This window comes from Amycolatopsis sp. CB00013, from assembly GCF_001905755.1.
Classification (GTDB): Bacteria; Actinomycetota; Actinomycetes; order Mycobacteriales; family Pseudonocardiaceae; genus Amycolatopsis; species Amycolatopsis japonica.
The window spans coordinates 1,605,224-1,631,226 of sequence record NZ_LIWC01000002.1; the positions used below are offsets into that span (position 1 = coordinate 1,605,224).

Annotated in this window: 27 protein-coding genes; 20 read left to right on the forward strand and 7 right to left on the reverse strand. The window is 69.2% G+C overall.

The features are described 5' to 3' along the window. Nucleotides 1–35 precede the first annotated feature (35 nt). Nucleotides 36–1,040: a DUF3558 family protein gene (locus AMK34_RS17760; protein ID WP_038507440.1), complete on the forward strand. Its 1,005-nt coding sequence runs from the start codon at nucleotides 36–38 to the stop codon at nucleotides 1,038–1,040. On the opposite strand, the gene lhgO is transcribed toward AMK34_RS17760, so the two are convergent. Continuing rightward, entirely contained in the window at nucleotides 1,037–2,233 is a 1,197-nt protein-coding gene (gene lhgO, locus AMK34_RS17765) for an L-2-hydroxyglutarate oxidase (RefSeq protein WP_073846030.1), read from the reverse strand. The genes AMK34_RS17760 and lhgO overlap by 4 nt on opposite strands. Before the next feature lie 65 nt (nucleotides 2,234–2,298). On the opposite strand from lhgO, the gene AMK34_RS17770 reads away from it, so the two are divergent. Further along, nucleotides 2,299–2,910 carry a TetR/AcrR family transcriptional regulator gene (locus tag AMK34_RS17770; protein WP_241832789.1) on the forward strand — a complete coding sequence of 204 codons (612 nt, stop codon included), beginning with the start codon at nucleotides 2,299–2,301 and terminating at the stop codon, nucleotides 2,908–2,910. Continuing rightward, nucleotides 2,907–3,395 (forward strand): nuclear transport factor 2 family protein, encoded by a 489-nt coding sequence (locus tag AMK34_RS17775; RefSeq protein ID WP_073846032.1) that lies wholly within the window; start codon nucleotides 2,907–2,909, stop codon nucleotides 3,393–3,395. The genes AMK34_RS17770 and AMK34_RS17775 overlap by 4 nt, the downstream gene beginning before the upstream one ends. Nucleotides 3,396–3,456: 61 nt before the next feature. On the opposite strand, the gene AMK34_RS17780 is transcribed toward AMK34_RS17775, so the two are convergent. Further along, nucleotides 3,457–4,989, reverse strand: coding sequence for an MFS transporter (locus AMK34_RS17780; RefSeq protein ID WP_073846033.1), 1,533 nt, complete (start codon nucleotides 4,987–4,989; stop codon nucleotides 3,457–3,459). Further along, nucleotides 4,986–6,083, reverse strand: coding sequence for a C45 family peptidase (locus tag AMK34_RS17785; RefSeq protein WP_073846034.1), 1,098 nt, complete (start codon nucleotides 6,081–6,083; stop codon nucleotides 4,986–4,988). Before AMK34_RS17785 ends, AMK34_RS17780 begins: the two co-directional genes overlap by 4 nt. Nucleotides 6,084–6,225: 142 nt before the next feature. Here AMK34_RS17785 and AMK34_RS17790 point away from each other — a divergent pair, with 142 nt between their 5' ends. Both AMK34_RS17790 and AMK34_RS17795 read left to right on the forward strand, forming a co-directional pair. Beyond that, the gene (locus AMK34_RS17790) at nucleotides 6,226–6,444 is read left to right on the forward strand and encodes a hypothetical protein (protein WP_038507458.1); all 219 of its coding nucleotides are present in this window, start codon (nucleotides 6,226–6,228) and stop codon (nucleotides 6,442–6,444) included. Then, nucleotides 6,441–7,127 carry a hypothetical protein gene (locus AMK34_RS17795; protein ID WP_073846035.1) on the forward strand — a complete coding sequence of 229 codons (687 nt, stop codon included), beginning with the start codon at nucleotides 6,441–6,443 and terminating at the stop codon, nucleotides 7,125–7,127. Before AMK34_RS17790 ends, AMK34_RS17795 begins: the two co-directional genes overlap by 4 nt. Here AMK34_RS17795 and AMK34_RS17800 read toward each other — a convergent pair. After that, nucleotides 7,106–10,228: a BTAD domain-containing putative transcriptional regulator gene (locus AMK34_RS17800; RefSeq protein WP_073846036.1), complete on the reverse strand. Its 3,123-nt coding sequence runs from the start codon at nucleotides 10,226–10,228 to the stop codon at nucleotides 7,106–7,108. The genes AMK34_RS17795 and AMK34_RS17800 overlap by 22 nt on opposite strands. Nucleotides 10,229–10,332: 104 nt before the next feature. Here AMK34_RS17800 and AMK34_RS17805 point away from each other — a divergent pair, with 104 nt between their 5' ends. The 8 genes from AMK34_RS17805 to AMK34_RS17840 all read left to right on the forward strand — a co-directional run bounded on the left by AMK34_RS17805 (nucleotide 10,333) and on the right by AMK34_RS17840 (nucleotide 16,855). Next, on the forward strand, nucleotides 10,333–11,463 hold the full coding sequence (locus tag AMK34_RS17805; RefSeq protein ID WP_073846037.1) for a DegT/DnrJ/EryC1/StrS family aminotransferase: 1,131 nt from the start codon (nucleotides 10,333–10,335) through the stop codon (nucleotides 11,461–11,463). Nucleotides 11,464–11,470: 7 nt separating this feature from the next. After that, nucleotides 11,471–12,403 (forward strand): NAD-dependent epimerase/dehydratase family protein, encoded by a 933-nt coding sequence (locus AMK34_RS17810; protein WP_037333500.1) that lies wholly within the window; start codon nucleotides 11,471–11,473, stop codon nucleotides 12,401–12,403. Between the two features lie 26 nt (nucleotides 12,404–12,429). After that, nucleotides 12,430–13,626, forward strand: coding sequence for a glycosyltransferase family 4 protein (locus tag AMK34_RS17815; protein ID WP_038507471.1), 1,197 nt, complete (start codon nucleotides 12,430–12,432; stop codon nucleotides 13,624–13,626). Then, complete coding sequence (locus AMK34_RS17820; protein WP_038507474.1) at nucleotides 13,613–14,239, forward strand: acyltransferase; 627 nt, start codon at nucleotides 13,613–13,615, stop codon at nucleotides 14,237–14,239. Before AMK34_RS17815 ends, AMK34_RS17820 begins: the two co-directional genes overlap by 14 nt. Nucleotides 14,240–14,506: 267 nt before the next feature. Then, nucleotides 14,507–14,845, forward strand: a complete 339-nt coding sequence (locus tag AMK34_RS17825; RefSeq protein WP_228694833.1) for a Uma2 family endonuclease — start codon at nucleotides 14,507–14,509, stop codon at nucleotides 14,843–14,845. Nucleotides 14,846–15,004: 159 nt separating this feature from the next. Further along, nucleotides 15,005–15,565: a copper resistance CopC family protein gene (locus tag AMK34_RS17830; protein ID WP_073846038.1), complete on the forward strand. Its 561-nt coding sequence runs from the start codon at nucleotides 15,005–15,007 to the stop codon at nucleotides 15,563–15,565. Between the two features lie 46 nt (nucleotides 15,566–15,611). Further along, nucleotides 15,612–16,121, forward strand: a complete 510-nt coding sequence (locus AMK34_RS17835) for a SigE family RNA polymerase sigma factor (RefSeq protein WP_037333490.1) — start codon at nucleotides 15,612–15,614, stop codon at nucleotides 16,119–16,121. Then, entirely contained in the window at nucleotides 16,118–16,855 is a 738-nt protein-coding gene (locus AMK34_RS17840; protein ID WP_073846039.1) for a hypothetical protein, read from the forward strand. The genes AMK34_RS17835 and AMK34_RS17840 overlap by 4 nt, the downstream gene beginning before the upstream one ends. Here AMK34_RS17840 and AMK34_RS17845 read toward each other — a convergent pair. Genes AMK34_RS17845 through AMK34_RS17855 form a run of 3 tightly spaced genes read right to left on the reverse strand, consistent with a single transcriptional unit; the run spans nucleotide 16,845 to nucleotide 19,433 of the window. Continuing rightward, nucleotides 16,845–17,339 (reverse strand): hypothetical protein, encoded by a 495-nt coding sequence (locus tag AMK34_RS17845; RefSeq protein ID WP_073846040.1) that lies wholly within the window; start codon nucleotides 17,337–17,339, stop codon nucleotides 16,845–16,847. The genes AMK34_RS17840 and AMK34_RS17845 overlap by 11 nt on opposite strands. 31 nt (nucleotides 17,340–17,370) lie before the next feature. Then, on the reverse strand, nucleotides 17,371–18,330 hold the full coding sequence (locus AMK34_RS17850) for a Gfo/Idh/MocA family protein (RefSeq protein WP_038507488.1): 960 nt from the start codon (nucleotides 18,328–18,330) through the stop codon (nucleotides 17,371–17,373). Then, the gene (locus AMK34_RS17855) at nucleotides 18,327–19,433 is read right to left on the reverse strand and encodes a DegT/DnrJ/EryC1/StrS family aminotransferase (protein ID WP_038507491.1); all 1,107 of its coding nucleotides are present in this window, start codon (nucleotides 19,431–19,433) and stop codon (nucleotides 18,327–18,329) included. The genes AMK34_RS17850 and AMK34_RS17855 overlap by 4 nt, the downstream gene beginning before the upstream one ends. Before the next feature lie 158 nt (nucleotides 19,434–19,591). Here AMK34_RS17855 and AMK34_RS17860 point away from each other — a divergent pair, with 158 nt between their 5' ends. From AMK34_RS17860 to AMK34_RS17890, 7 genes are read left to right on the forward strand one after another with little or no spacing between them, the layout of a single operon-like run. Continuing rightward, nucleotides 19,592–20,323 carry a UDP-N-acetylglucosamine acyltransferase gene (locus AMK34_RS17860; RefSeq protein ID WP_073846041.1) on the forward strand — a complete coding sequence of 244 codons (732 nt, stop codon included), beginning with the start codon at nucleotides 19,592–19,594 and terminating at the stop codon, nucleotides 20,321–20,323. A gap of 10 nt (nucleotides 20,324–20,333) precedes the next feature. Continuing rightward, nucleotides 20,334–20,573, forward strand: a complete 240-nt coding sequence (locus AMK34_RS17865) for an acyl carrier protein (RefSeq protein WP_037333479.1) — start codon at nucleotides 20,334–20,336, stop codon at nucleotides 20,571–20,573. After that, on the forward strand, nucleotides 20,573–21,298 hold the full coding sequence (locus AMK34_RS17870) for an SDR family NAD(P)-dependent oxidoreductase (protein WP_073846042.1): 726 nt from the start codon (nucleotides 20,573–20,575) through the stop codon (nucleotides 21,296–21,298). Before AMK34_RS17865 ends, AMK34_RS17870 begins: the two co-directional genes overlap by 1 nt. Further along, nucleotides 21,298–22,707 (forward strand): AMP-binding protein, encoded by a 1,410-nt coding sequence (locus AMK34_RS17875; protein WP_073846043.1) that lies wholly within the window; start codon nucleotides 21,298–21,300, stop codon nucleotides 22,705–22,707. The genes AMK34_RS17870 and AMK34_RS17875 overlap by 1 nt, the downstream gene beginning before the upstream one ends. Beyond that, entirely contained in the window at nucleotides 22,704–23,756 is a 1,053-nt protein-coding gene (locus tag AMK34_RS17880) for a LuxE/PaaK family acyltransferase (protein ID WP_073846044.1), read from the forward strand. Before AMK34_RS17875 ends, AMK34_RS17880 begins: the two co-directional genes overlap by 4 nt. Continuing rightward, nucleotides 23,753–24,994, forward strand: coding sequence for an acyl-CoA reductase (locus AMK34_RS17885; RefSeq protein WP_073846045.1), 1,242 nt, complete (start codon nucleotides 23,753–23,755; stop codon nucleotides 24,992–24,994). The genes AMK34_RS17880 and AMK34_RS17885 overlap by 4 nt, the downstream gene beginning before the upstream one ends. Nucleotides 24,995–25,028: 34 nt before the next feature. Further along, nucleotides 25,029–26,003 carry a lysylphosphatidylglycerol synthase transmembrane domain-containing protein gene (locus AMK34_RS17890; RefSeq protein ID WP_073846046.1) on the forward strand — a complete coding sequence of 325 codons (975 nt, stop codon included), beginning with the start codon at nucleotides 25,029–25,031 and terminating at the stop codon, nucleotides 26,001–26,003.

Sequence of the window (26,003 nt, forward strand, 5' to 3'; positions counted from 1 at the left end):
CACAAGTAGTGTGCGAGCCGATGAGGAGGGGACGCATGCGGTTTCGGAACTCGCTCGCGATCGGGCTGGCGGTGCTGACGCTCGGCGGCTGCACGTCGACGATCGCCGGTACGGCCGCGCCGGTGCCCGGACAGGGACCGGTGATCACGAAGGCCGAGCCGTGCACACTGCTCTCGGAGGAACACGCGAACGCGCTGGGAGTCACCTATCCCGGAGCGGAGCGCCCCGCCAAACCCGAACAGAAGGTGCCCGCGGTCTGCCGGTTCCGCGAGCTGGAGGGCGTGCGCAAGGCGTCGAGCCTCGAGGTCGCGTTGAGCAAGGACCTGTCCGTGAACGAGTACATGAACGGCGCCCAGTCCGGCGAGAAGTTCGGCATCGGCGGCTTCACCTGGACGCGGTACGCCACCATCCTCGGGCCGACCTACTGCTCGCTGAGCACGGAGCTCACGCCGGACTCGTTCGTGGAGATCTCCAGCGAGAGCCCCGACCACACCGAGGGCAACGCGTGCGACCTCGCCAAGGCGGCGGCCCCGGCCGTGGCGTCGAAGCTGCCGGGCGGGGAGCAGAACCCGCAGATCACCGCCCCGCCGGGGCAGAAGCCCGCCGAGCCGGGCGGTCCGCTCGTGAGCACCGACCCGTGCGCCATGCTCAAGCCCGAGCAGACCGCCCAGCTGCGGCTCGCCCCCACCGGCGAACCGATGAAGTCCACCTCGGATCCGAACCAGGTCGGCTGCGAATGGGCCGATACCGACGGCGAAAAGGGCGAAAAGGCGCTCGACCTCTGGTTCTACCCGGCGACGGCAATGGACGAGACTCCGACGCTGATCTCGCAGGGCGAACCGCAGGACTTCGAGTCGGGCGGTCGCAAGTGGAAGATCTACACCGAGTCGGGCAGCAAACTGTGCGCGGCGGGTATCGCGATCACCGCGACGTCGACGGTGGCGATCATCGCGGGCAACCTCGACGACCCCGCGAAGGCGTGCGAAGTGATCAAGGCCGCGGTTCCGCTGCTGAACACGAACCTGCCGCCGTCCTCCTAGGACACGGCCTGGCCGGTCACCTCGTCGGCGATGTGCTTCGCGATCTCCAGCGCGCTGGTCGCCGCCGGTGAGGGCGCGTTGAGGACGTGCACCTGGTTCCGCGCGGTCTCGATCAGGAAGTCGTCGACGAGGGCGCCGTCCGGGCGCAGCGCCTGTGCCCGGACCCCGGAGCCGTGCCGCACGATGTCGTCCTCGGTGACGGCGGGCACGAGCCGCGCGAGGCTTTCGGCGAAGCGGCGGCGGGAGAACGACCGGCGGACCTCGTCGAGCCCGGTCGGGTACGCGTACTTGCGCGCGAGCCGCCAGACACCGGGGAAACGGGCGACCTCGGCGAGGTCTTTCGCCGACACGTCGCGCCAGGTGTAGCCCTCACGCCGCAGCGCGAGCACGGCGTTGGGGCCGGCGTGCACGCTGCCGTCGAGCATGCGGGTCAGGTGCACGCCGAGGAACGGCAGCGACGCGTCGGGGACCGGGTAGATCAGGCCCCGCACCAGATGGCGGCGTTCGGGCTTCAGTTCGTAGTACTCGCCGCGGAACGGCACGATCCGCGCGCTCGGGGTGAGCCCGGCGAGCCGGGCGACCCGGTCCGCGTGCAGGCCCGCGCAGTTGACGAGGGCGTCCGCGTGGATCACGTCGTCGCCGGTCGCCACCTCGACGCCGCCGGTGCGGCCGGGCCGGATCCCCAGCGCGGGCGTGCCGAGCCGCAGGTCGGCGTCGGACTCGTCGAGCAGCCGCACCAGCGCGGTGCAGACGCCCGCGAAGTCGATGATGCCGGTGGACTCCACGCGCAACGCGGCGACGCACGAGACCTCGGGCTCGTACTCGCGGGCCTCGCTCGGGGTGATCAGCTTGGCCGGGACCCCGTTGGCCTCCGCGCGTTCGGCGAGCACCTTGAGCGCAGGAAGCTCCGCTTCGGAGGTGGCGACGACGAGTTTGCCGCACACCTCGACCGGCACCCCGTACTGCCGGGCGAAGTCCACAATGGACCGATTGCCCGCGGTGGACATCCTGGCCTTGAAGGAACCCGGCTTGTAGTAGAGCCCGGCGTGCACGACGTTGGAGTTGTGCCCGGTCTGGTGGGCCGCCCAGTGCTCCTCCTTCTCGAGCACCGTGACGTCCAGACCCCGTTTGGTCAGTTCCCAGGCTGTGGCGAGACCGACGATCCCGCCCCCGATGACTACGACTGTGCGCACGATCGACCAGGTTACCCGGAGCGCTACCTGACAGCTGTCAGGTTAGATGATAGCGTACCTGACCGATGTCAGGTAAGCGGTTGAGCAGGGAAGAACGCCGGGAGCGCATCCTGGCCGCGGCGGCGCGGGTGTTCGCCGCGTCCGGGTACGACGCGGCGGGGATGCGCGAGGTCGCGACGGCCGCGGGGATCAGCACGCCCGTGCTCTACGACCATTTCCCTTCCAAGGCGGCGCTGTACGCCGGCCTGCTGGAGTCCGAAGTGGACAGTCTGCTGGCCGGCTGGGCCGACCTGCCGCCGTCGGACACCGCCGAGGGACTGCTGCGCGCCAGGGTGGCGGCGATCTTCGCCTGGATGGAGACGAACGAACGCGGCTGGCGGATGATCTTCGCCGAGACGCCGTCCGACGAGGGCGTCGCCGAGGTGCACCGGCGCGGTCAGGCCAGGTCGACCGCGCGATTGACCGAGGTGTTCGCCCAGGTCCCCGGTCTGGCGCTGACCGCGGACCTGCCGCGCGACCGCGCGAACGAAGCGCTCGCCGAAGCGGCGAAGAGCGCGCTGAACGCCATCGCCACCTGGTGGTGGGACAACCGCGACATCCCGCGGGAGCAAGTCGTCGCGCTCACGACGGATCTGTTGTGGCGCGGACTGGGGAATCTGATCCAGGAGGACCGATGAGCATCGAAACCACCGAGCGGTATCGCCGCGCCCTCGAGACCCGGGACGTGGACCTGGCGCTGAGCGCCTTCGCGCCGGACGTCGTGGTGCACTCACCGCTGACGAGCCGGGTCCGGTTCACCGGGCACGCGGAACTCGGGCCGCTGCTGGAAGTCGCGTACACGCATCTGCGCGATGTCCGGTTCCACACCGACACCGGCGACGGCGAGACGCGCGTCGTCGTCTACACCGCGCGTATCGGCGACGAGGAGATCGAAGAGGCGGCGGTGCTGAAAATCGGCGAAGACGGGCTGATCACCGAAGTGACGCTGTTCGTGCGGCCGTTGCCCGGGCTCGTCGCGCTGATGGACGCCTTCGGCCCGGACATCGCGCGCCGCAACGGCCGCACCTTCGCGGCCCGGCTGCTCGCGGTGGCCGCGAAACCCCTGCTGGCCATGGTGCGGTCGGGCGACCGGCGCGCCGTCCCGCTGGCCGGGCCCCGCTGACGGATGTCATGAACGACCCTTTTCTGACGAAAAACGTCAGGAAAGGGTCGTTCATGACACTTCACGCGGCCACGGGGACCGGAGCAGGCTCCTCTTCGGGGTCTTCGAGGACCTTCGGCACCCCGCGCAACGTGAACAGGACGCTCACCGCCAGCACCGCCATCAACCCCGCCGAGCACAGCATCGTCACCTGCAACCCGTCGACGAACGCCAGTTTCGCGTTGGCCAGGACCAAAGCTCCCTGCTCGGGCGGCAGCTGAGCCGCGAACTGGACGGCCCCGCCGAGGGTGTCCGAGATCGCCTCCGGCGGTACGCCCGGCGGGATGACGAGTTCGCTCCGGTACAGCGCGCCGAGCGCACTGCCGAGGACGGCGATCCCCAGCGCCCCACCGAGTTCGGTCGCCGTTTCGGAGATCGCCGACGCCGCGCCCGCCCTGGCCTTCGGCACGACGCCCAGCACCGTGTCCGTCGCGACGGTGAGGATCAGCGCCAACCCCACGCCGAAGACGATCATCGCCGCCAGCAGATCCGTGTACACGATCGTCACGCCGATTCCCGAGTACAACGCGAACCCGATCGCCGACAGCGCGCAGCCCAGCCCGATGGTGATCGCGCGCCCGAAGAGCTTGATCCCCATGGGCGCGAGCACCCCGCCGACGATCGCGCCGCCCATCCCTGGCAGCCCGGCGAGCCCGGACTTCAGCGGCGACCAGCCCGCCACCAGCTGCAGGTACTGCGCGAACATCAGCGAGACCGCGAGCTGCGCGAACATCGCCAGGATCGTGGTGCCGACGGTCGCCGAGAACGCCCGCCGCGCGAACAGCTTCAGATCCATCAGCGGTTCGGCCAGCCGCGGTTGCCGCAGGACGAACGCCAGCAGGCAGCCGAGCCCGAGCACCGCGGCGACCGCGACGTCCCAATGCCCCCAGCCCTTGTACGCGACTTCCTTGATCGTGTAGACGATCCCGACCATGCCGGCGATCGACAGCAGCACGCTGACGACGTCGATCCGGCCAGGGGCGGGGTTCTTCGATTCGGGCAGGATCAACGCGCCCGCGATCACCATGACCACCACCACGGGCACGTTGACCAGGAACACCGAACCCCACCAGAAATGGTCGAGCAGGAACCCGCCGACGAGCGGCCCCATGCCGAAACCGAGGATCGTCAGCCCGCTCGAAACCCCGATCACGGCCGCGCGTTCCTTGCCGGTGAACACGTTCCGCACGATCGAGAGGGTCGACGGCATCAGCGTCGCGGCGGCGACCCCGAGCAGCGCGCGGGCGGCGATCAGGAGTTCCGCCGTCGGCGCGTACGCCGTGATCACCGAAGCGGCCCCGAACAGCGACGCCCCGATCAGCAGCAGCTTCTTCCGGCCGACGCGGTCGCCGATGTTCCCCATCGTGATCAGCAGCCCGGCGAGCGCGAAACCGTACGCGTCGGCGATCCACAGCAGCTCCGTCGTCGACGGGTGCATCTGCTCCGAAAGCGACGGCAGCACCAGATGCAGCACGGTCAGGTCGATCGCGATCAGCAGCTGCGCCAGCACGCAGACCGCGACGGTGCCGATCTTGCGGCCCTTGCCGATGGTCACCGCGACACCCCGAAGGTGAGTTCCGGCGAGTGCCGCGCGGTGCCGTTCTCGCCGTCACCCAGGTAGAACCGGGTGCTGAGGGTGCGGGCCGCCGGGTCGAGGACGCTGCGCCACAACGTCCGCCAAGGTGCGCCGGGCTCGACCGCGAACGACACCGTGTCGAGCGCGGCGCGCGGCCCGGAGCCGGCTTCCTTGGTGACGGTGCGCAGCCGCTCGTAGGTGCGCATGGTCTCCGGCGTGTCCTCCGGCAGCGAGTCGACGTCCGGGTGCAGGTGCAGCAGGTGGTTCGTGACGCACAGCGGCCCGTCGGCGACCTCGACGAAGTACTCGATGTCGTTCGCCCCGCGCTCGTAGACGAAACCGCGGCCCGAGGCGTCGGCGACGATGTAGTGACAGGGCGCGCCGTGCGCGTACTGCTTGGCGAGCATCAGCGCTTCTTTGGCCTGGTCGAGGTTTTCGGCGGTGTCCAGCAGATACCGGCACACCTGCATGACCGAGAGACCCGCCTGCGGGCCCGGATCGTGTTCCAGCGGCGCGGCCGTTTCGACGTCGGCCATCAGCAACGCGACGACCAGCCCGGCCTCGTTGACCCCCTCGGTCGCACCGTCCATTGTGGACATGGTGAGCACGGTCGAGGCGATGCCGTCGTCGGGGATCGTCGTCAGGACATAGGGGCGTGACGCCATCGGCACGGTCCCGTCGTCCACTGGCTCCTCCCCGGCCAGCACCGCACCCAGCTGGGTCCAGCTCATGGTGAAGAAGTCGTAGTTCCGGCCGAGCGCGCTCCCCGTCCACAGCGCCGAGCACCCCGACCCGGCGGGCAGCGCGCTCGCGTCGTCCAAGGAGACCGCCGCGTCGGCCGGGAGCCCGTAGGCCTCGGCGAACCCGGCCAGGCGTCCGGCGTACTCGGGCCAGTTCCGCGCGAACCAGGTGCGCCGCGCCCTGGCCGCGATCGGGTCGATCGATGACGGCGACCAGTCCGAGCGCGCCTTCACTTCGGCACCGAGCGCCCGGCCGATCTCGGCCTGGGAGCCGCGCAACGTCAGATGCCGCACGGCGAGGAAGTCTTCGGGAGATCCAGCTGCGTAAGTCATGTCCGGAGGGTCTCCGCGACCGCTGACCGTCCGCGCACCGATGGCTGACGGCCATGTCAGTGCTTGACAGTGTTTGTCATCGGAATGTCATGTGCCCCGCGCGAAAGTGATCTCACCAAGGCAACGACAAGCGAGGGAAACCATGCTCAGCAACAAGGTGTACATCATCGGCGGGGCCGTCATCAGCGTCCTCTTCGTCGCGCTCGCGATGGTCGAGTTCTCCACCGGCTACCCGGAGGACGGCCTGCAGGACCTGCTCTACGCCGTCGTGAGCGCCGGTGCCGGCGCCCTGCTGTACGTCCTCGACCGCCGCCAGCGTGAGCGTCGCGCGGCTGCCGAAGCTCAGCGTGATGCCCGATGAGGAACATCGACGGCGGCTTCCTCGCCGCACCGGACCAGGCCTCGCTCCAACGCCGCGAACAGGACGTGCGCAAGGGAAAGCTCGCGCTGATGCTGACCGTCGTGGGCGGCTTTGTCGCATTGATCGCGGGGTACAACGTCTTCGCGGACTTCTCGCCGGTTTCGCTGGTGGTGACGATGCTCGGGCTGGCCGCCGCGGTCGGGGGCGGGGTGCTCACCAAACACCTGACGCGCAACGTGCGGTTCCGGGTGCACAAGCCGAACGCGGGCCTGGTCGGCGCCGCGAAACTGACCGGGCTCCTGGTGGCCTTCTTCGGGATCGCCGCCCTGCTCGGTTCGATCGAGGCGCCCGGTGCGCTGCGCGTCGTCCTGATCGCCGGCGGCGTCGGCACCATCGCCTACGTGAAGTCGCTGCACGACCAGCAGTGGGTGCTCTTCGAACTGGACGCGGTGGGCGTCCGGATCGAGCGGACCGTCGTGCCATGGCGTGACGTCGCCCGGCTCACCATCGATCCGGTCGGCCCCGGGATGACCCGGCTCGGCGCCGTCCCGGTCAACGCGGCACCGCTGTACGTCGCGGTCCAGGACAGCGAACTCGACCAGCGTCACCTCGCCGATGCCATCGGCCGCTTCGCGCCGCAGGGGATCCAGCTGGCCGGCGGTCAGAGTTTCCCGGTCAATTGAGCGGCGCCGCGCACGCCGAGCCCCCGGCGGTAGGCCCGGTCGAAATCGTCGCCGAGCCGCTCCCGCACGGTCGTCCTGAGCAGGGCGGCGTCCAGGTCGACGGCGAACGAGGTGCCCCGGATGGTCACCGCCGCCCCGATCAGGACCGCCGCCCGCTCGGCGTCGCCGCGCAGCAGCGCGACCCCGGCGAGGCCTTCGACGGCGCAGGCCATGGTGGTGCTGTCGTGCCAGCGGTCCGCCGACACCAGCGCCAGCCGGTGCAGCTCCTCGGCCCCGTCGACGTCGCCCTCGGCGGCCAGCACCCAGCCGAGGGAGATCTTCGCGCCGGCACGCACTCCTTCGGCCGCGAACGAACCACCGGAACACTCCGCGAGCGCGCGTTCGCTCAACGCGCGGGCCGCCGCCAGATCGCCCTCGTGCCGGGCGAGGAACGACAGCCCGACATATCCGGCCGCCCGGCTTTCGGGCATCCCGGCCCGGCGCGCGATCTCGATGGCGAGTTCGAAATCCGCCCGCGCGCCCGCCGCGTCACCGTGAAGCAGTTTGCTGCCGCCGCGACGGCACAGCAGGTCCGCGTTGTCGTCGGAGGCGCCGAGCTCCCGCATCAGCCGCAGGGCCTCGTTCATCGTTTCGAGGGCTTCGGCCTGCCGGTTCGTCCAGATCAGGACCTGTGACAGGTGATCGAGGGCCATGGAAAGGCCCCAGCGTTCCCCGATCGAGCGGAACGCCTTTGCCCCCTCGCGCAGGAATTCCTCCGCCGTTTCGAGATCGCCCTGCATCAGCGCGCGGAGGCCGTAGCCGGTCGGCGAGAGGGCGAGACTCCAGTCGTCGCTGTTCGCCAGCAGCACCCGGCTGCGTTCGAGCAGCGCGTCGTCGTCACCGGGCGGGCCGGTCACGACACCCATCAACAGCAGCAGCGCCGGGTTCCGGGGTGCCTTGACGAGGCTCGACATGAGGCCTTCCACCAGCGGCAGGTGCCGGTCGAGCGCCTCATGGCCCCGCAATCCCGCGGCGGCGGTGAGCACGCAGAGCTGGTGCTCCTCTTCGAGACCGTCCGGCGCCCGTTCGCCGAGGCGTTTGACCACTTCCAAGCAGAGCGTCGAGCCCTCGAACCGGCGACCGCGCATCCACCAGTACGTCACCATCGAAGCCGAAAGCCGGAGCGCGACGCGCACGTCGGATTCCGCGCCCCAGCGCAACGCGGCGAGGAGATCGTCATAGGCGGCGTCGAGGCGGTCGAGCCAGCGCAGCTGGTCGCCGGTGCGCAGCATCGGATCCGCTTCCTCGGCGAGGGCGAGGAAATGCTCGGCGTGCGCGCGCCGCATCCGGTCGGCTTCGCCCGCTTCGGTGAGCTTCCCGGCGAAGAAGGCCCGGATCGTTTCGAGCATCCGGTACCGGTCGCCGCCGCGTTCGACGAGTGATCTGTCCACAAGGGACGGAAGCAGTTCAGCGGTGTCCGGCACGCCGCAGACCGCTTCGGCGTCGGCCAGCGTCGTCCCACCCGCGAAGACCGTCAGCCGCCTGCCCAGCAGACGCTCGTCCTCGTCGAGTAGATCCCAGCTCCACTCGACGACACCGCGCAGGGTGCGATGCCTGGTCTCGGCGGTCCGGCTGCCTCGCGACAGCAAGCCGAACCGGTCGTCCAACCGGGCCGCGATCTCACCGATCGGCAGCGTCCGCACACGTGCGGCGGCGAGTTCGATGGCCAGTGGCAACCCGTCGAGCGCGGCACAGACCCGCTGGACGTCGCCGGCGGTGGTGTCGTCGACGGCGAATCCCGGAGCACCCGCCCGCGCGCGGTCGGCGAACAGCCGGACGGCGGCGAACTCCAGCGACCGGGCGGGCGGCGTGCCCGGCGGCGGCACGGCGAGCCGCGGCACGGGGGAGACGATCTCGCCGGTGATGCCCAGCGGTTCGCGGCTGGTGGCGAGCACCCGCAGCGCCGCGGCGGCGCCGAGCAGCCGGGCGACCAGTTTCGCGGCGGCCTCGACCAGATGCTCGCAGTTGTCGAGCACCAGCAGTACCGCCCGATCGGCCAGCGCGTCGATCAGGCGCTCCAGCGGCGCGTTCTCCACCGGCGCGGTGACCGCCCCGAGCGCGACCGTCCGCAGGCCGAGGGCGGTCAGCACGGCGTGCGCGACGTCGGCGTCCTCGGTGTACGGCGCGAGTTCGACGAAGACCGCCGGAAGGCCCATCGCGGCCGCGGTCTCGATGGCCAGCCGGGTCTTGCCCGTCCCGCCGGGGCCGGTCAGCGTCACCAGGCGCGAACGGTCCAGCTGGTCGAGCACGTGCCGAAGGTCGCCTTCGCGGCCGATGAAACTGGTGAGCTGCGCGGGAAGCGGCGCGGTTGCGGTCTTGACGGGCGGCGTCTCACCCCGCAGCACGGCCAGATGCGCGGCGGCGAGGTCCGGTCCGGGGTCGGCGCCGAGTTCGTCGGCCAGGACCCGGCGGGCGTCCTCGAACGCGGTGAGCGCGTCGGCCTGACGGCCCGCGGCGTGCAGGGCGCGGATCAGCAGCGCGCGCGGCCGTTCCCGCAGTGGCTGTTCGTCGATGACCTCGCGAAGCTCGGCGAGGACGTCTTCGTGTCTCCCGAGCTTGAGTTCGGCCTCGACGCGGTCTTCGATCGCGGACGTCTTCAGCTCGTTCAGCCTCGTGACCTGCGGATCACGGAACGGCGCGTCGGTGATGTCCGCGAACGCCGGACCGCGCCAGAGACCGAGAGCGTCACGAAGCAGCTCGGCCGCCTTCGCGGCGTCTCCCGCAGTGAGAGCGCGCCGTCCTTCGGCGGCGAGCCGCTCGAACCGGTGGACGTCGACGTCGTCGCGGTCCACGACGAGGCGGTAACCCGCCGGGCTGAACTCGACGGGCGCGAGCTCCTTCAGCGCGCCACGCAGCCGCGAGACCTGCGACTGCAGCGCGTTCGCCACTCCATCGGGTGGCTGCTCGCCGTAGAGACCGTCGATGAGCCGTTCCGCGGGGACGACGCGGCCCGCCTCCAGCGCGAGCAACGCGAACAGCGTCCGGACCCTCGGGCCGCCGACCGGGACGGTGGTGCCGTCCTCGCGGCGCACCTCCGTCGCCCCCAGAACGCCGAATCGCATGAGCTCAAGAGTAGGACGTCGTTTACCTGGGCGGATCCAGCCCGCCCGAGATCCGCCGAATGGCGTCTATACACTTCGCCGGGTCCCCACGCAATGGGAGAGGTATGTCTGAGCAGGAACCCGTGGTCCTCGGTCAGCCGACCGTCGGCGACGAAGAGCTCGCCGCGGTGGCGGAGGTGTTCCGGTCCGGCTGGCTGGCCGGTGCCGGTCCCGCCTGCCGCCGTTTCGAGGAACGCTTCGCGAAGACCGTCGGCACCGCGCACGCCCTGACCACCAGCAACTGTGGCTCGGCACTCTTCCTCGGGCTGCGTGTGCTCGGCGTGAAGCCGGGCGACGAGGTCATCGTCGGCGACTACACGTTCCCCGCCACCGGCCACGCCGTGCTCCAGGCGGGCGCGACACCGGTGTTCGCGGACATCCGCCCGGACGTGTGGAGCGCCGATCCGGCGTCGATCGAAGCGCTGATCACCCCGCGCACGGTCGGCATCCTCGCCGTCGACGTGGCCGGGCAGCCCGGTGACTTCGACGAGTACCGCGCCATCGCCGACAAGCACGGCCTGTGGCTCTTCGAGGACGCCGCCTGCGCCGCGGGCGCGACGTACAAGACCCGCCCGGCCGGCAGCCTCGCCGACCTCGCCGCGTTCTCCTTCCACGGCCGCAAAGGCATCACCGCGGGCGAAGGCGGCGCGCTGGTCTCGGACCGCGAAGACCTCATCGCGCACGCGCGCAAGCTGCACACGTACGGCATCGAGCCCGCCATCACCCGCGAGGGTTCCGGCGCGCTGCCGATCCCGGAGTTCCACGAGCTGGGCTACAACTTCCGGCTCTCGGACGTGCAGGCCGCGATCATGAACGTCCAGCTCGACCGCCTCCCGGACCTGCTCGCGGCCCGCCGTTCGGTGGCCAAGCGCTACCACGAGGCGTTCGAGAACCTGCCCGGCATCGACGTCCCGGTGGAACTGCCGGACCGCGAACACCCGTGGCAGGCCTACATCCTCACCGTGGCCCCGGAGATCGACCGCGACGCGCTCGCGCTGCGGATCCGCGAGCAAGGCGTGCAGTGCAACTTCGGCACCTACGCCTCGCACCTCCAACCCATCTACGGCAAGAAGCAGACCTTGCCGGTATCGGCGGACCTCTTCGCCCGTCATCTCGCCATCCCGATGCACGCCAACCTCACCGATGCCCAGGTCGACCGGGTCATCGGGACCGTCAGCGCCGCACTGCCGAGCTAGGAGAGAAATGCCCGACAAGAAGGTCCTCTTCACCGGGGGCGGCGGTTTCATCGCCGCGCACGTCATCCCGATGCTGATCGAAGGCGGCTACACCGTCCGCGTCTTCGACAACATGACGCGCGGAGACCGCGCCAGGATCAACGAGTTCGTCGCCACCGGCAAGGTCGAACTGGTCGAGAAGGACGTGCGCTACGGCGGCGCCGTGCGTGAGGCCATGCGCGGCTGCACGCACGTCATCCACTTCGCCACCGTGTCGATCAACAAGTCGGTCGCCGACCCGCACGAGTCCATCGACATCAACATGGTCGGCAACCACAACGTCTTCGCCGCCGCGGCGGACGAGGGTGTCGAGCGGGTCGTGTTCGCCTCGACCGCGTCCGTCTACGGCGACCCGAAGCGGCTGCCGATGCACGAGGACGACGAGCTCAAGCCGCTCACGCCGTACTGCATCTCGAAGCGCGCCGGCGAGGACATGCTCGGCTTCTACGAGCGCACCAAGGGGCTGTCCTGGAACGCGCTGCGGTTCTTCAACGTGTACGGCCCCGGCCAGAAGATCGAGGCCTACTACACGTCGGTGATCAACCACTTCATCCAGCGCCTGCGCGCGGGCCAGCCGCCGATCATCGACGGCCGCGGCGACCAGTCGATGGACTTCGTGCACGTCACCGACCTGGCCCGTGCCGTCGTCGCCGCGCTCGAATCGGAGAAGGCGAACGTGCCGATCAACATCGGCACCGGTATCGACACCTCCATCGCGACGCTCGCGAAGATCCTCATCGACGCCGTCGGCGTGAACGTCGAGCCGCTGTTCAACGAGCGCGACGTGCTGGTTTCGCGGCGTGCCGCCGACATCACCCGTGCCCGCGAGATCCTCGGCTGGGAGCCGAAGATCTCGGTGGAAGAGGGCATGTACGAACTGGTGAAGGCTTCGGAGGGATGACCGCCGGGCCAGGGGAGAGTCGCCCCATGCGTATCGCCGTGGTGAACAACTTCTTCCCGCCGAGGGTGGGCGGAAGCGCGCACATGGCGGCTTCCCTGGCCGAGCAGTACGCGGCGCGCGGGCACGAGGTGCTCGCGATCACCGCCGCGTACGCCGACGCCCCGGCCGACGAGACGAAGGACGGCTACCGCGTCGTCCGCCTGCCCGCGGTGAAGATGCCGCAGCTGGGCCTGTCGATCGACTTCGACATGAGCTTCGCCTCGCTGCGGCCGGGGAACTGGCGACGGCTGCGGAAGCTGCTGGACGAGTTCAAGCCGGACGCGATCCACCTGCACGGGCAGTTCTTCGACCTGTCGTGGCTGGCCGGACGGTACGCGCGGCGGCACAAGCTGCCGATGCTGCTGACCATCCACACGCTGCTGATCAGCGACAACAAGCTGTACGGCGGCGTCTTCCGGTTCCTGGACACCGTGCTGGTGAACCCGATCCTGCGCTACCTCAAGCCGCGGTACGTCATCCTCGACAAGCTCGGCGTCGACTACTGCGTCGAGCGCTACGGCACGAGCGACGCGAACTCGGACTACTTCCCGATCGCCGTCGACACCGGGAACTTCGAGAAGCCTTTGACGAAGGATGTCCGGGCGGAGCATGGACTCGGCGACGGTCCGGTGATCGTCTCGCTCGGGCACGTGATCCCGCTGCGCAATCGGCTGCCGCTGGTCGAAGCACTTCCGTCTATTTTGGACAAACACCCCGGCGTGAAGGTGGTCGTCGTCGGCCGCGTGTATCACGACGTCTTCCTCAAGCGAGCGGAAGAACTCGGGGTCGCGGACGCCATCATCGTCACCGGTGCCGTGCCGAAGGCGGACGTGCCCGCGTACTTCGCCGCCGCCGACATCGTCACGCACGACCTCAACGGCGGCTGCGGCACCGCGTCGCTGGAGGCGATGCTCTCGGGCACCGCGACCATCGCTTCGGTCACCGAGGACAACTACCCGGGCATCGAACTGCGCAACGGCGAGAACATCCTGCTGGTGCGCCCGGACGACAGCGAGGCGGTGGCGAACACCGTCATCGAACTGCTCGACGACCCGGAGAAGCGGGCTTTGGTGGCACAGCGGGAAAGCGCGATGGTGCGGGCCAACTTCGGCCTCGACGTCGTCGCCGAAGAACACCTGCGTACCTTCGAGAAACTGGTGACCGAGGCCGATGTTCTTCGATGACGAGCGCAGCAACCGGCTGCGCCCGCAGATCCTGACCGAACTCGTTTCGCAGTACATGAACGACGCCGAGCGCGCTCGTTTCTACGGGCTGCCGGAGTCGACCCGGGTCCGCGAACGCGTGAAGATCATCAGCCCGGAGAACCTGAAGATCGGCGAACACTGCTGGATCGGCGAAGGCGCGGCGCTCGACGCGAGCGGCGGGCTGGAGATCGGCGAGCACACCAGCATCGGCCTCAACACGCTGATCTTCACGCATTCCAGCTGGCTCGCGAACATGACGCTGCAGAACCACTCGGGCAGTGACCTCATCGAACGCAAACCCGTGAAAATCGGCAAAGGCTGCTTCATCGGCGGCCTCGTGGTGATCATGGCCGGCGTCACGATCGGCGATTTCGCCACCGTGCAGCCGAATTCCGTGGTCGCCAAGGACGTCCCGCCACGCAGCCTGGTGGCGGGCAACCCGGCGCGCGTCTTCCAGAAGTACGACGACGAGTACATCCAGTCCGAAGTGGAGCGTGTGCGCGCCGAAAACGCGCGGCGGCGGGCGCTGGCCGAGGAACGCGGGGACGCCGCTGGTTCTTGGGGCGCCCCGGCAGGCGATTTCACGGAATAGCTCCGGGGCCGCCGTCACGTGATCAGGCACGTGACTCGCGTGATTGGATGCCGCACTCGGTGTTCCGCCTCTGATCACGCGAGTTCCGGCTTCGATCACGCGAGTGCGGTCTTACGACCCACTGCACCGGCTGCCCGCTGGCGCTTCGACGATTGTGCGCGTTCGACCGGACGGCGCGTGTGGCGTGGGGCGAAGGCTCCCTTCGCCGCATGAGACGCGACGAAGGGAGCCTTCAGCCCAGGCTGGTTGTTGGTCGCCGAGGAGCCGTTGACCATTCGCGTGCCGGACGTACTCGTCACGAGCTCGACCGAGCTGAACGTCCGCCGAGCCTCGCCGTCGGACGTGCGGTTGGTCATCGAGGTGCTCTCCGAGGGAACCGTCCGCACCGACCGGGTCACCAAGTTCTCCGAATACGCCGAAGTCGGCATCGAGCACTACTGGATCGTCGACCTCGAAGAACCGGCGAGCATGACCACGTACCGCCTGATCGACGGCGAGTACGAGAACTTCGGCGAGCACACCGGCAAGGTGAGCCTCGACTTCGACGGCACTCCGCTCACGCTCGACCTCGACGCGCTGACCACCCGCCACGCGCAGCGCCCCTAGATGTCATGAACGACCCTTTCCTGACGAAAAACGTCAGGAAAGGGTCGTTCATGACATTCGACAAAGCTGCAGCGCCCCTGATCACGAGCCGGAACCAACGCCCTTCCCGGCCCGACTACTAGGCTCGGCGGGGGAGTTCCCCGGTGAGAAGGGTGTCTGATGAGGTTCAAGCGGTTCGGTGCGTCGTTGCTGGTCACCGGGTTGGCCCTGCTGGGCACCGCGTCCCCGGCGCTGGCCCATTCGGAGCTGAAGAGCAGTGACCCGGCGAGGGGCGCTTCGCTGGCGACGCCTCCGACGCAGATCAAGCTGACCTTCTCGGGCCCGGTCACCCTCGCCGACCAGAACCCGATCCAGATCACCGGCCCCGAGAACGCGTCGTGGACGGTCGGCCGCGCGGAGGTCGCCGGAACGGTCGTCACGGCGCCGGTCCAGGCCGTCGGCCCCGCGGGCGAGTACACGCTCCGCTACAAGGTCACCTTCGAGGACACGCACGCCACGAGCGGCTCGGTGAAGTTCAACCTCAGCGCGCCGGCACCGAGCCCGACGAGCCAGGCCCCGACGAGCAGCCAGGCTCCGGCCAGTAGCGCTGCCCCGGCACCGCAGGCCGGCGAGACCACTCCCGAAGACCTCGTGCCCACTTGGGTGTGGATCGTCCTCGCGGTGGCCGTGGTCGTGGCGGGGATCGTCGTCGCGCTCCGGTTCATTCGCCGGAAGGACTGAAGCAACCTTTCAGGTGGTCAACCGTCGAACGGAGATGAGGACCAGGGTGGCTCGCGGCGACGACGAGTTCGTCGAGTTCGTGCGGAACTCGGCGACCCGTCTTCAGCATGCGGCCTTCCTGCTCACCAGCGACCGTCATCAAGCGGAGGACGCCACCCAGACGGCGCTCGCCAAGACGTACGCGGCCTGGTCGCGGGTACGCCGCAAGGACGCCTACGCGTACGCGCGGCAGGTGCTCGTCAACCACGTCATCGACGGCTGGCGGCGCCCGATTCGCGAGAACGCCACGGAGGACATCCCCGAGCAGCCGAGCGGCATGGACGTCGCCGGTGCCGTTGTCCAGCGGAAATGGCTGCTTGACGCGTTGCGTACGCTCACAGACCGGGAGAGAGCCGTCGTGGTGCTCAGGCACTTCTTCGACTTGAAGGAATCCGACGTGGCGGGCGAATTGGGTGTCTCGGTCGGCACCGTGAAGAGCACCAATTCCCGCGCCCTGACCAAACTGCGGATCACCGCGGAGGACGGAACGGAACTGATCGGGGGGCTGGGACGATGACCGACCTCGAGACGTTGCGATCGGCTTTGCGGGAACCGCCCGCCGAAGGGTTCGCCGAACCCGACCTCGGCGCGATCATGACCAAGGGCAGGCGTATCCGCCGTCGCCGCCGGCTCGCGACCGGCGCGGGCGGGGTCGCCGCCGCCGTGGTGACGGTGCTGGTCATCGTCGGCGCGGTCGCGCTGCGGGAGCCCGCTCAGCAGCCGCTTCCACCCGCCGCGAGCGCGCCCGTCGCGTCCGCCCCGGTTCCAGCACCGGCGAGCCCGTCGATCACGGCTGCACCCTCGGACGCTCCGTTCGGAGAGGTGATCCCGCTCGGGTACAAGGGCGAAGGTGGCCGTGAGCTGGTGATCTACGCGTCCGAGATCGACGAGCCGTCGATGCCGGACGTCCGGTTCGGCCTGCAGGTCGCGTACCGGACCGGCGCGGGCGAGTACGAGGCGCTCCTGGCCGCCAACGAATTCAAGGGATCCGACCGGTCGTTCGGCTTCCACGCCGTGGACGGCGGCGACGTGATCCGGGGGACGTTCGTACCGGTGTTCGGCTACTTCTCCGGTCCGGCGGTGCGGGTCACCAGCACCGTCCGTGGGAAACCGGTCGAGGCCAAGGTGATCCCGTGGAGTGAGGACCCGTCGGTCGTCATCTTCTGGTTCAGCCCCGGCCAGGTGGAGTCGCCGTACGTGCTGACCCCGCTAGTCGCGTACGACGCGAAGGGCCAGCGGCTCACGAAGTGAGCGACTCAGGGCGCTGTCGCCGGATTTCGGCGAAATAGGCGTTGACCGAGGGCCGGTACAACCCGACGAGTCCGAGCACCGCTCCCGTGAGGGCGAACGCGTCGATCACGACGAGCACGATCCCCGGGACCGGCAGTCGCCAGCCCTCGCCCGCCGCGGTCGCGTCCAGGATGGTCACCGCCGCGTGGACCACGGTGATCAGCAACATGAGGCTCACGAGGGCCGCCGAGCAGGTGAGGAGCACGCGTGCCCAGCTCCGGCCCGAGCGCGTCAGCAGGCACAGCGCCATCTGGACGACGCCGATCACGAGGATCCAGACGATGACCGGCGGGTCCGTGTCCTCCGAGCGGAGGCGGATGCCCTCCGCGGCTTCGGCGTCCGCGGTCAACGCGGCGTCGAGGAGCGAAAGCAGCCCTGACGTGATCATCCACGTCAGGGCCGCCAGCGCGAGCACGGTCGTCGCGCGCTTCAGGGTCTTGGGCACCAGCGAAAGATAGCGCCCCCGCCGCGAAAGGTCAGGCCGCGGCCTGCGTCAGCACCTGGTCGACGACGGCGTGCGACGGCAGGATCAGGTCCCGCTCGACGTCCACGTCGACCTTGCCTTCGAGCAGGTCGACGAACCGGTCCAGCTGCGTCGCGAGCGGCTCGCGCGCGGTGACCAGTTCCGGGATCTCGATGACGGTCTGCTGCCGGTAGCCGAGGCCGTCCTCGGTGACCGAGTCGTGCGAGACGTGCCGGTAGATGGTGACGTCGCGGCGGAGCAGGTCGATCTCGATCATGCGGTCCAGTTCGGACACCCACAGCGAACGGACCTTGCGCTGGCCGAGCCGGGACGCCGAAACCGTGGCGAGCCCGGACTCGAACGACAGCACCGTCTCGATGGTGTCCTCGGCGCCTTCGACGGAGCTCGGGTGGAAGTAGCCGGCACCGGAGGCGACCCGCTGCGGGGTCGCGCCGCCGAAGAACTGGATCGCCAGGTCGACGTCGTGCACCAGGAGGTCCCACGCGACACCGGTCTTGATCCGCGGCGCGTACGGGCCGTGGCGGCGGGCCATCAGGTGGATCGGCTCGTTGACCAGCGCCCGCGCGGTCATCACGGCCGGGTTGTAGCGCTCCAGGAGCCCGCACATCAGCGGGATGCCCTTCTTCGCCGAGAGCCCGACGATCTCCTGGGAGAACTCGAGGCTGTTGCACACCGGCTTCTCGACCAGCATCGGCTTGCCCTGGCCCAGGATCTCCTGCGCCAGCTCGTAATGCGCCTCGGTGGCCGAAGCGAGCACGACGGCGTCCACATCGGACAGCGAGCCGATTTCGGGCGTCCACTGGGTTTCGTAGCGATCGGCGACCTTGCGGCCGGCCTCTTCGCGCGGGTCGATCACGCGGACGAGGTCCACGCGCTCGTTCGCGGCGAGGACACGGGCGTGCAGCGAGCCCATGTTCCCGGTGCCGATGAGGGCGATCTTGTGGGTGGTCATGCGCCGAGTACCTCGCGAACCGTTTCGATGATGGTGTCCAGGTCGGACTCGGAAAGGTGCGGGTGCACCGGCAGGGAAAGCGCCTGCGCGGCGACGGAAGCGGCCACCGGGAAGTCCTCGACCTTCGCGTCGGGGATCAGCGGGTTGTTCCGGTAGCAGTCGTAGTCGAAGACGATCTTCGGGTAGTAGATCCCGTTGCCGATGCCCCGCTCGGTGAGCGCGGCGGCGAGCTCGTCACGCGAGAGGAAGGCGTGCGGGCCGACCAGCACGGTGTACTGGTGCCACACGTGTTCGCGGCCCGGAAGGACCTGCGGGATGTCGAGACCCGGGGTGCCGGCGAGACCTTCGGAAAGACGCTTCGCGTTGGCCTGGCGGGCGGCGGTGAGCTGGTCCAGCTTCTCCAGCTGCGGGATGCCGACGGCGGCGTGCAGGTCGGTCATCCGGTAGTTGTGCCCGGCGACCTCGTACTGGTACCGGGCGCGCATGCCCTGGTTGCGCAGCACCCGCAGGCTGTCGGCCAGCTTGTCGTCGTCCGTGGTGATCACGCCGCCCTCGGCGGTGGTCACGTTCTTGGTGGCGTACAAGGAGAAGCAGCCGATCCCGAAGGAACCCGACGGCTTGCCCTGGAACGACGCGCCGACGGCCTGCGCGGAGTCCTCGATGATCTTGAGGCCGTGCTCGGCGGCCAGCGGCGCGAGCTTGCCCATGTCGGCCGTCTGCCCGTAGAGGTGCACGGGCATGAGGACCTTGGTGCGGTCGGTGATCGCGGCGGCGACGGCGTCCGGGTCGATCGCGAAGTCGTCGCGCCGGATGTCGGCGAAGCGGACGGTCGCGCCGGCTTCCAGGATCGCGTTCAGCGTCGCCACGAAGGTGAACGGCGAGGTGACGACCTCGTCGCCCGGCTTGAGGTCGAGCGCCTGGATGGCGGCGACCAGCGCGGTGGTGCCGTTGTTGACGGCGATCGCGTGCTTCGTGCCGGAAACGCTCGCGAACGCGTCCTCGAAGCGCTTGACCATCGGTCCCTGTGCGATGGCGCCGGATCGCAGCACCTCGACGACGAGGTCCTCCGCGTCACGGACGTCGACCACGGTAATGGGGATCATCTGCAAGTCTCTCTCGACTGGGCGTTCTGGTGCGTCCGGTACAGTGAGCCGCCGGTTCTGCGCCCGGCCGCCCCCTCTGGCGCGGGCCACACGTTACCGGGACCGCCGAAGCGCCCATTACCCCAGGCTGCCTCCAGCCACAACGAACGGATCTTCACGTGGTGAACCGCATCCACCCGACAGCAGTCATCGGCGAGGGTGTCGAGCTCGGCGACGACAACGTCATCGGACCGTTCACGGTCATCGTGGGCCCCACCCGGATCGGGGACGGCAACTGGATCGGCCCGCACGTGACCATCGGGACCCCCGGCGAGGACCGCGGCCGCGAACACCCCGCCGCCTGGGAAAGCGCGCCGAACGGTGATCCCGATCACGACGGCCACGGTGTCGTCATCGGCAGCCGGAACCGGATCCGCGAGTACGTCAGCGTCCACCAGGGCACCTGGCGCACCACCACCATCGGCGACGGCGGCTATTTCCTCCGCGGCTCGCATATCGCCCACGACTGCCTGGTCGAGGACGTCGTCACGGTCGCGTCGAACGTCATCACCGGCGGCCACTGCCATATCTGGTCCGGGGCGAACCTGGGCATGGGCGCGATCCTGCACCAGCGGGTCGTCATCGGCCCCGGCGCGATGGTCGGGATGAGCTCCGCGGTCCGCAAGGAGGTGGGCGCGTTCACCATCGCCGTGGGCAACCCCGCGCGGGTGACCGGCGTCAACACGGTGGGCCTGTCCCGCCGCGGCCTGGACGAGGCCGCCATCGAGGCGCTGGGACCGTGGCTGAAGGGTAAGGCCGGTCTCCCTGAGGACGGGCTGGCCGACCGGCTGCCCGGCGACCTCTCTACCTTGGTGAAGGCGTGGGACGCCCGTCCACGCGACGAGCATTAGGAGTACGGACATGGCGGAAGTCGCCGGCAAGCTGCGTGAGGTCTTCGTCGAGGCGCTGGACCTCGACGGCGAGGTCGATGTCGAGAACCTGAAGTACCGCGACATCGAGGCCTGGGACTCGGTCGGTCACATGGCGCTGGTCGCGGCCATCGAGGACGAGTTCGATGTGGAATTCGACACCGACCAGGTGATCGACATGTCCAGCTTCAAGGTCGCCGTCGACATGGTGACCGACCTCCAGAACAAGTGATGCTGGAAGGCAAGGTCGCCCTGGTCACCGGGGGTACCCGGGGTATCGGGCTGGCCACCGCGCGGGCGCTCGCCGAGGCGGGCGCCACCGTCGTGCTGACCGGCCGCGACGAGGCGAAGGCCAAGGAAGCGGCGGCCGCGGCGGGGGCCGCGAGCGGGCTCGCCCTGGACGTGACCGATGCCAAGGCCGTGTCGACGCTGGTCCGCGGGGTGGCCAAGGAGCACGGCAAGCTCGACATCGTGGTCGCCAACGCCGGGATCATGGAGGACGCGCTCCTCGGCATGATCCGCGAGGAACTGGTCGACACCACGCTGAGCACGAACGTCGCCGGCACGCTGCACACCGTCCAGGCCGCGGCCAGGGCGATGATGCGCAAGAAGACCGGTGCCATCGTGGTGCTCGCTTCGATCGTCGGCGAGCACGGAAGCGCCGGTCAGACGGTGTACGCGGCCTCGAAGGCGGCGGTGGCGAACATCGCGCGTTCGGCCGCGAAGGAACTCGGCCGGTCCGGCATCCGGGTCAACGCGGTGGCGCCCGGCGTCATCGACACCGACCTGACCTCCGGCCTGACCGAGGACGCCAAGGCCGAGAACATCGGCAAGACCCCGCTGGGGCGCCTCGGGACGCCCGAGGACGTGGCGAACGCGATCCGGTTCCTCGTCAGTGATGACGCTTCGTTCATCACCGGGCAGGTGCTGGGCATCGACGGAGGCTTGGTTCTGTAATGACCCTTCTGGGTGTGGGTGCGCGACTGATCGACGTCACGAGCGGCAGGACGCTCGAGGGCGAGGAACTCGACACCGAGGTCACCCGCGTGGGTGCCGCGTTGTCGCTGCTGCCGCCGGGCGCGCTGTTCGCGCGGATGTCGGTGGACCTCTCCAGCGTCCTGAACTACCTCGGCGCTTTCGAGGCGGGCCGCGCGATCGCGCTGATCGACCCGGCGCTGGACGCCGACGTCCTGGCGGGGCTCATCGAGCGTTTCCGCCCGGCCGCCGTGCTGTCCGCGCCGGACGCGCCCGCCCCCGAGGGGTACGGCGTCTCCGACGGCCACTGGGTCCGGGAGTCCGCCGAAGGGGTCGAGCCGCATCCGCAGCTCGCGGTCCTGTTGCCGACCAGTGGTTCCACCGGGAATCCGAAGCTGGTCCGGCTCTCCCGTGGCGCGGTGTACGCCAACGCCGACGCGATCGCCGAGGTGCTCGGTATCGACCGCCACGAGATCGCGCCGACCAGCCTCCCGCTGCACTACAGCTACGGCCTGTCCGTGCTGAACTCGCATCTCGTCCGCGGCGCGACCGTGGTCATCGAGCCCTCCGGCGTGCTGGGGCGCGGGTTCTGGGACGCGGTCAACGAACACAAGGTCACCTCGCTCGCCGGGGTGCCGTACCACTACGAGATGTTGCGGCGCCTCAAGTTCGACCCGGCGAAGTACCCGACGCTGCGCACGCTGACCCAGGCGGGCGGCAAGCTTCGCGACGATCTCGTCGCCCAGTTCAACGACAAGATCCGCGAGGTCGGCGGGCGGATGTTCGTGATGTACGGGCAGACCGAGGCCGCGCCGCGGATGACCACCGTCCCCGCGGAACGGCTCGCGGAGAAGCTCGGTTCGGCCGGGCCCGCGCTGCCCGGCGGTGCGTTCGCCATCCGGCGTGAGGACGGTTCCGAGACCACGCATCCGAAGATCGTCGGCGAGGTCGTCTACCGCGGGCCCAACGTGATGATGGGGTACGCCGAGGACGAGGCCGGGCTGGCCGCGGGCGACGAATACGGCGGCGTGCTGGCCACCGGCGACCTCGGCTACCTCGACGAGGACGGGTTCCTCTACATCACCGGACGCCTCAAGCGGATCGGCAAGGTCTTCGGCAACCGCGTCAGCCTGGATGATCTCGAGCACGCCGTGCGTTCGGCTTCGGTGGGGATCGACGTCGTGGCCGCCGTCCCGGCCGGGGACAAGGTCGTCCTGTTCGCCGAGTTGCCTGAGGGCGACGGAGCCAAGGCCATCTGCAAGGACGCCGCCAAGGCGCTGTCCGAGCGGCTGCACCTGCACACGAGCGGTTTCGACGTCCGCCCCATCGACACCGTGCCGTTGCTCGCCAGCGGCAAGATCGACTACCGGTCGCTGGAGGCCCAGGTATGAGCGTCTTTACGTTGTCCCAGGCGGAGCGCGAGAAGCATCTGCTTCCGCAGCTCGCCGAACTGACCGCGCACCACCGTGAGAACTCCGAAGGCTACGAGCGCATCCTGTCGTCGCTCGGTATCGCGCGGGACGCGTCGTTCGCGTCCATCGCGGAACTGCCGTGGCTGCCGGTGCGGATGTTCAAGACGCACGACCTGCGCAGCATCCCCGAGTCCGAGATCTTCAAGACGCTGACCTCCTCGGGCACCACCGGCGCGGGCGCGTCCCGGATCTACCTGGACAAGGACGCCGCCGGCGCGCAGACCAAGCAGCTCGGCGCCACCCTTCAGGAGGTCCTCGGCGGCGAGCGCCTGCCGATGCTGATGGTCGACACCATCGGCATCATCAAGAACCGCCGCTCGTTCTCCGCGCGCGGCGCGGGCGTGCTGGGCATGGCGAACTTCGGCCGCAAGCACACCTACGTGCTCGACGAGAAAGATCAGCCGGACGTCGAGGCGGTCAAGACGTTCCTGGCGACCTACGGCGACAAGCCGTTCCTGATCTTCGGCTTCACCTTCATGGTGTGGCAGTACCTCTACGAGGTCGCCCGCGAGCACGAGCTGGATCTCTCCAACGGGATCCTGATCCACTCCGGCGGCTGGAAGAAGCTGATCGACCGCGCGGTGGACAACACCGAGTTCCGCCGTCGCTTCAAGGAGGACACCGGGCTCACCCGGATCCACAACTACTACGGGATGATCGAGCAGATCGGTACCGTGTTCCTCGAAGGACCGTCCGGGAACTCGTTGTACTGCCCCGATTTCGCCGATGTGGTGATCCGGAACCCGGAGACCTGGGAAGAGCAGCCGGTCGGCGAGCCCGGGGTGATCGAGGTCGTCAGCACGCTGCCGCGTTCGTACCCCGGCCACGTCCTGCTCACCGAAGACCTCGGTGTCTACAACGGGATCGACGACGGCGACTGGCCGGGCAAGCACTTCTCGGTCATGGGCAGGCTGCCCAAGGCCGAGGCCCGCGGTTGCTCGGACACCTTCCAGGGAGCGGCGGCATGAGTCTCAACCAGCGTTTTCCGCTCGGCGACGCGATCGAGGTCGACAAGCTGGTCGAGGAGCTGCGGGCCGAACCCGTCGGCGGACGGCTCCGCGTCGGCGACCCGCGTGTCGTCGAGTTCCTGACGAAGTTCGCGCGCAAGCTGCTCGCACCCGCGACGGCCCGCCGCTTCCCGGAGCTGGCGTCTCTCGGTTTCTTCCTGCGCAAGGGAGAGATCGCCAAGGCACTGTCCACTTTGGAGACTTCCGGCGACGCGCTGCGCTTCCCGCGCGGGCTGGTCTTCCACGTGCCGCCCGCCAACGTCGACACGATCTTCGTGTACTCGTGGGCGCTTTCGGCGCTGGCGGGCAACCACAACGTCGTCCGCGTCTCCTCGCGTTCGGCCGGTGCCGCCGAAACCGTGCTGGAGGCGCTGAACGCCGCACTGTCCGAAGTGGACGCCGACACCGCCGCCGCGATCACCGCGACGCAGCGCATGGTCACCTACGACCGCAGCGACGCGATCAGCGGCGCACTGTCGGTCGCCGCGGATCTGCGGGTGATCTGGGGCGGCGACGCCTCGGTCGCCGCGCTGCGCAAGTACCCGCTCGCGCCGCACGCCCGCGACCTGACCTTCCCGGACCGGTCGTCGTTCGCGGTCGCGTCGGTCCGCGGCTGGCAGAACGCCTCCGAGGCCGAGCGCCGCGGTGCCGCCGAGGGCTTCTACAACGACTCGTACTGGTTCGATCAGGCCGCCTGCTCGTCACCGCGCGCGGTGTTCTGGGTCGGTGAGGAAGACGGCGCCCGCGAAGCCGGGCAGGAGTTCCGGAAGCTGCTCGCCGAGGTGCTGGCGACGAAACAGCACGTCACCGAGCCCGCCATGGCCGTGCAGAAGCGGGTTTCGGCGTACGGCGCGGCCGTCGACGGGCTCGTCAACGGCATCGAGTTCCAGGGCAACGGCATCGCGACACTGGAGCTGGCCGACCCCGCCGTCCTGCCGCGCGAATGGCTCGGCGCGGGCACTTTCGCCAACGCACGGGTCGACACGCTTTCCGACCTCGTCCCGATCGTGCTCCGCAAAGATCAAACCGTCGGTCAATTCGGCTTCACCAAAGAAGAATTGACGGAATTCGTGACGGAATTGGCGGGCCGCGGCGTGGACCGGGTCGTTCCCTTCGGTTCGGCCCTGACGTTCTCCGCGATTTGGGACGGCTACGATCTGCTGACCGAGTTCAGCCGCTTGGTGACCGTACAGGCCTGACCTGCGGTGACGAGGTAGCAGCAGAGGAGGTTCAGTGACGACGGTCGAAACGCCCGAAGAGGACACTTCGGTTGCGGTAAAACAACCGAAATCCACGAAGGCGAAGATCCTCGACGTCGTCCGCTGGGTCGCCATCCTGCTGGTCGTCGGTTTCGCGGCGAAGACACTTGTCACCAATTGGGGTGAATTCTGGCGGACCTTGTCCGAGGTCGCGTGGGAATCCTCCACGTTGAGCCTGCTCGCGCTCATCGCCGCGATCATGGTGTCGACCTACGGCTGGCAGGTCATGGTCGACGACCTCGGCAAGCCGATCGGCTACGCCCGCGGCGCGCAGATCTGCCTCGTCGGCTCGCTCGGCAAGTACGTGCCGGGTTCGGTGTGGGCGTACCTGCTGCAGATGGAGCTGGGCCGCAAGGCCGGGCTCGCCAGGGCCCGGATCTTCACCGGCTCGCTGATCCAGCTCGGCGTCGGCGTGGTGTCCGCGCTGGTCGTCTCGCTGCTCGCGGCCCCCGCGGTGTTCAGCAACAGCCCGCGGGCGATGTGGCTGTTCGTGCTCATCCCCGTCGGGCTCGCGATGCTGCACCCGCGCGTGCTCACCTGGGGCACGTCGCTGGTGCTGCGGATCCTGCGCCGCCCGCCGCTGGACCACCGGCTGAGCTGGTCGGTCGTCGGGAAGGTCTTCGGCTCGTCGACGGCCGCCTGGGCGCTGCAGGGCGTGCATCTGTGGCTGCTGGCGAACTCCGTCGGCACGCCGGGCTTCAGCGGTTTCGTGCTGTGCGTCGGCGCGATGGCGGTCGCGATGACCGTCGGGACGTTCGCGTTCATCCTGCCCAGCGGGGTCGGTGTCCGCGAGGTCGCGCAGGTCGCCGTGCTGACCGCCTCGGGTCTCACCGTCGTCCAGGCGACGGCCTTCGCCATCGCGTCGCGGGTGATGTTCACCGTCGCGGACCTGATCACCGCCGGCGGCGCCGCCCTCTCGGCCCGCCTCGTCACCCACGACCGCAATTAG

Excerpts from the sequence above, each read along its gene's own strand:
- AMK34_RS17760 (WP_038507440.1), top strand. The coding sequence starts at position 36 with ATGCGGTTTCGGAACTCGCTCGCGATCGGGCTGGCGGTGCTGACGCTC.
- AMK34_RS17770 (WP_241832789.1), top strand. The coding sequence starts at position 2,299 with ATGTCAGGTAAGCGGTTGAGCAGGGAAGAACGCCGGGAGCGCATCCTG.
- AMK34_RS17775 (WP_073846032.1), top strand. The coding sequence starts at position 2,907 with ATGAGCATCGAAACCACCGAGCGGTATCGCCGCGCCCTCGAGACCCGG.
- AMK34_RS17785 (WP_073846034.1), bottom strand. The coding sequence starts at position 6,083 with ATGACTTACGCAGCTGGATCTCCCGAAGACTTCCTCGCCGTGCGGCAT.
- AMK34_RS17790 (WP_038507458.1), top strand. The coding sequence starts at position 6,226 with ATGCTCAGCAACAAGGTGTACATCATCGGCGGGGCCGTCATCAGCGTC.
- AMK34_RS17795 (WP_073846035.1), top strand. The coding sequence starts at position 6,441 with ATGAGGAACATCGACGGCGGCTTCCTCGCCGCACCGGACCAGGCCTCG.
- AMK34_RS17800 (WP_073846036.1), bottom strand. The coding sequence starts at position 10,228 with ATGCGATTCGGCGTTCTGGGGGCGACGGAGGTGCGCCGCGAGGACGGC.
- AMK34_RS17805 (WP_073846037.1), top strand. The coding sequence starts at position 10,333 with ATGTCTGAGCAGGAACCCGTGGTCCTCGGTCAGCCGACCGTCGGCGAC.
- AMK34_RS17810 (WP_037333500.1), top strand. The coding sequence starts at position 11,471 with ATGCCCGACAAGAAGGTCCTCTTCACCGGGGGCGGCGGTTTCATCGCC.
- AMK34_RS17815 (WP_038507471.1), top strand. The coding sequence starts at position 12,430 with ATGCGTATCGCCGTGGTGAACAACTTCTTCCCGCCGAGGGTGGGCGGA.
- AMK34_RS17820 (WP_038507474.1), top strand. The coding sequence starts at position 13,613 with ATGTTCTTCGATGACGAGCGCAGCAACCGGCTGCGCCCGCAGATCCTG.
- AMK34_RS17830 (WP_073846038.1), top strand. The coding sequence starts at position 15,005 with ATGAGGTTCAAGCGGTTCGGTGCGTCGTTGCTGGTCACCGGGTTGGCC.
- AMK34_RS17840 (WP_073846039.1), top strand. The coding sequence starts at position 16,118 with ATGACCGACCTCGAGACGTTGCGATCGGCTTTGCGGGAACCGCCCGCC.
- AMK34_RS17850 (WP_038507488.1), bottom strand. The coding sequence starts at position 18,330 with ATGACCACCCACAAGATCGCCCTCATCGGCACCGGGAACATGGGCTCG.
- AMK34_RS17855 (WP_038507491.1), bottom strand. The coding sequence starts at position 19,433 with ATGATCCCCATTACCGTGGTCGACGTCCGTGACGCGGAGGACCTCGTC.
- AMK34_RS17865 (WP_037333479.1), top strand. The coding sequence starts at position 20,334 with ATGGCGGAAGTCGCCGGCAAGCTGCGTGAGGTCTTCGTCGAGGCGCTG.
- AMK34_RS17870 (WP_073846042.1), top strand. The coding sequence starts at position 20,573 with ATGCTGGAAGGCAAGGTCGCCCTGGTCACCGGGGGTACCCGGGGTATC.
- AMK34_RS17875 (WP_073846043.1), top strand. The coding sequence starts at position 21,298 with ATGACCCTTCTGGGTGTGGGTGCGCGACTGATCGACGTCACGAGCGGC.
- AMK34_RS17880 (WP_073846044.1), top strand. The coding sequence starts at position 22,704 with ATGAGCGTCTTTACGTTGTCCCAGGCGGAGCGCGAGAAGCATCTGCTT.
- AMK34_RS17885 (WP_073846045.1), top strand. The coding sequence starts at position 23,753 with ATGAGTCTCAACCAGCGTTTTCCGCTCGGCGACGCGATCGAGGTCGAC.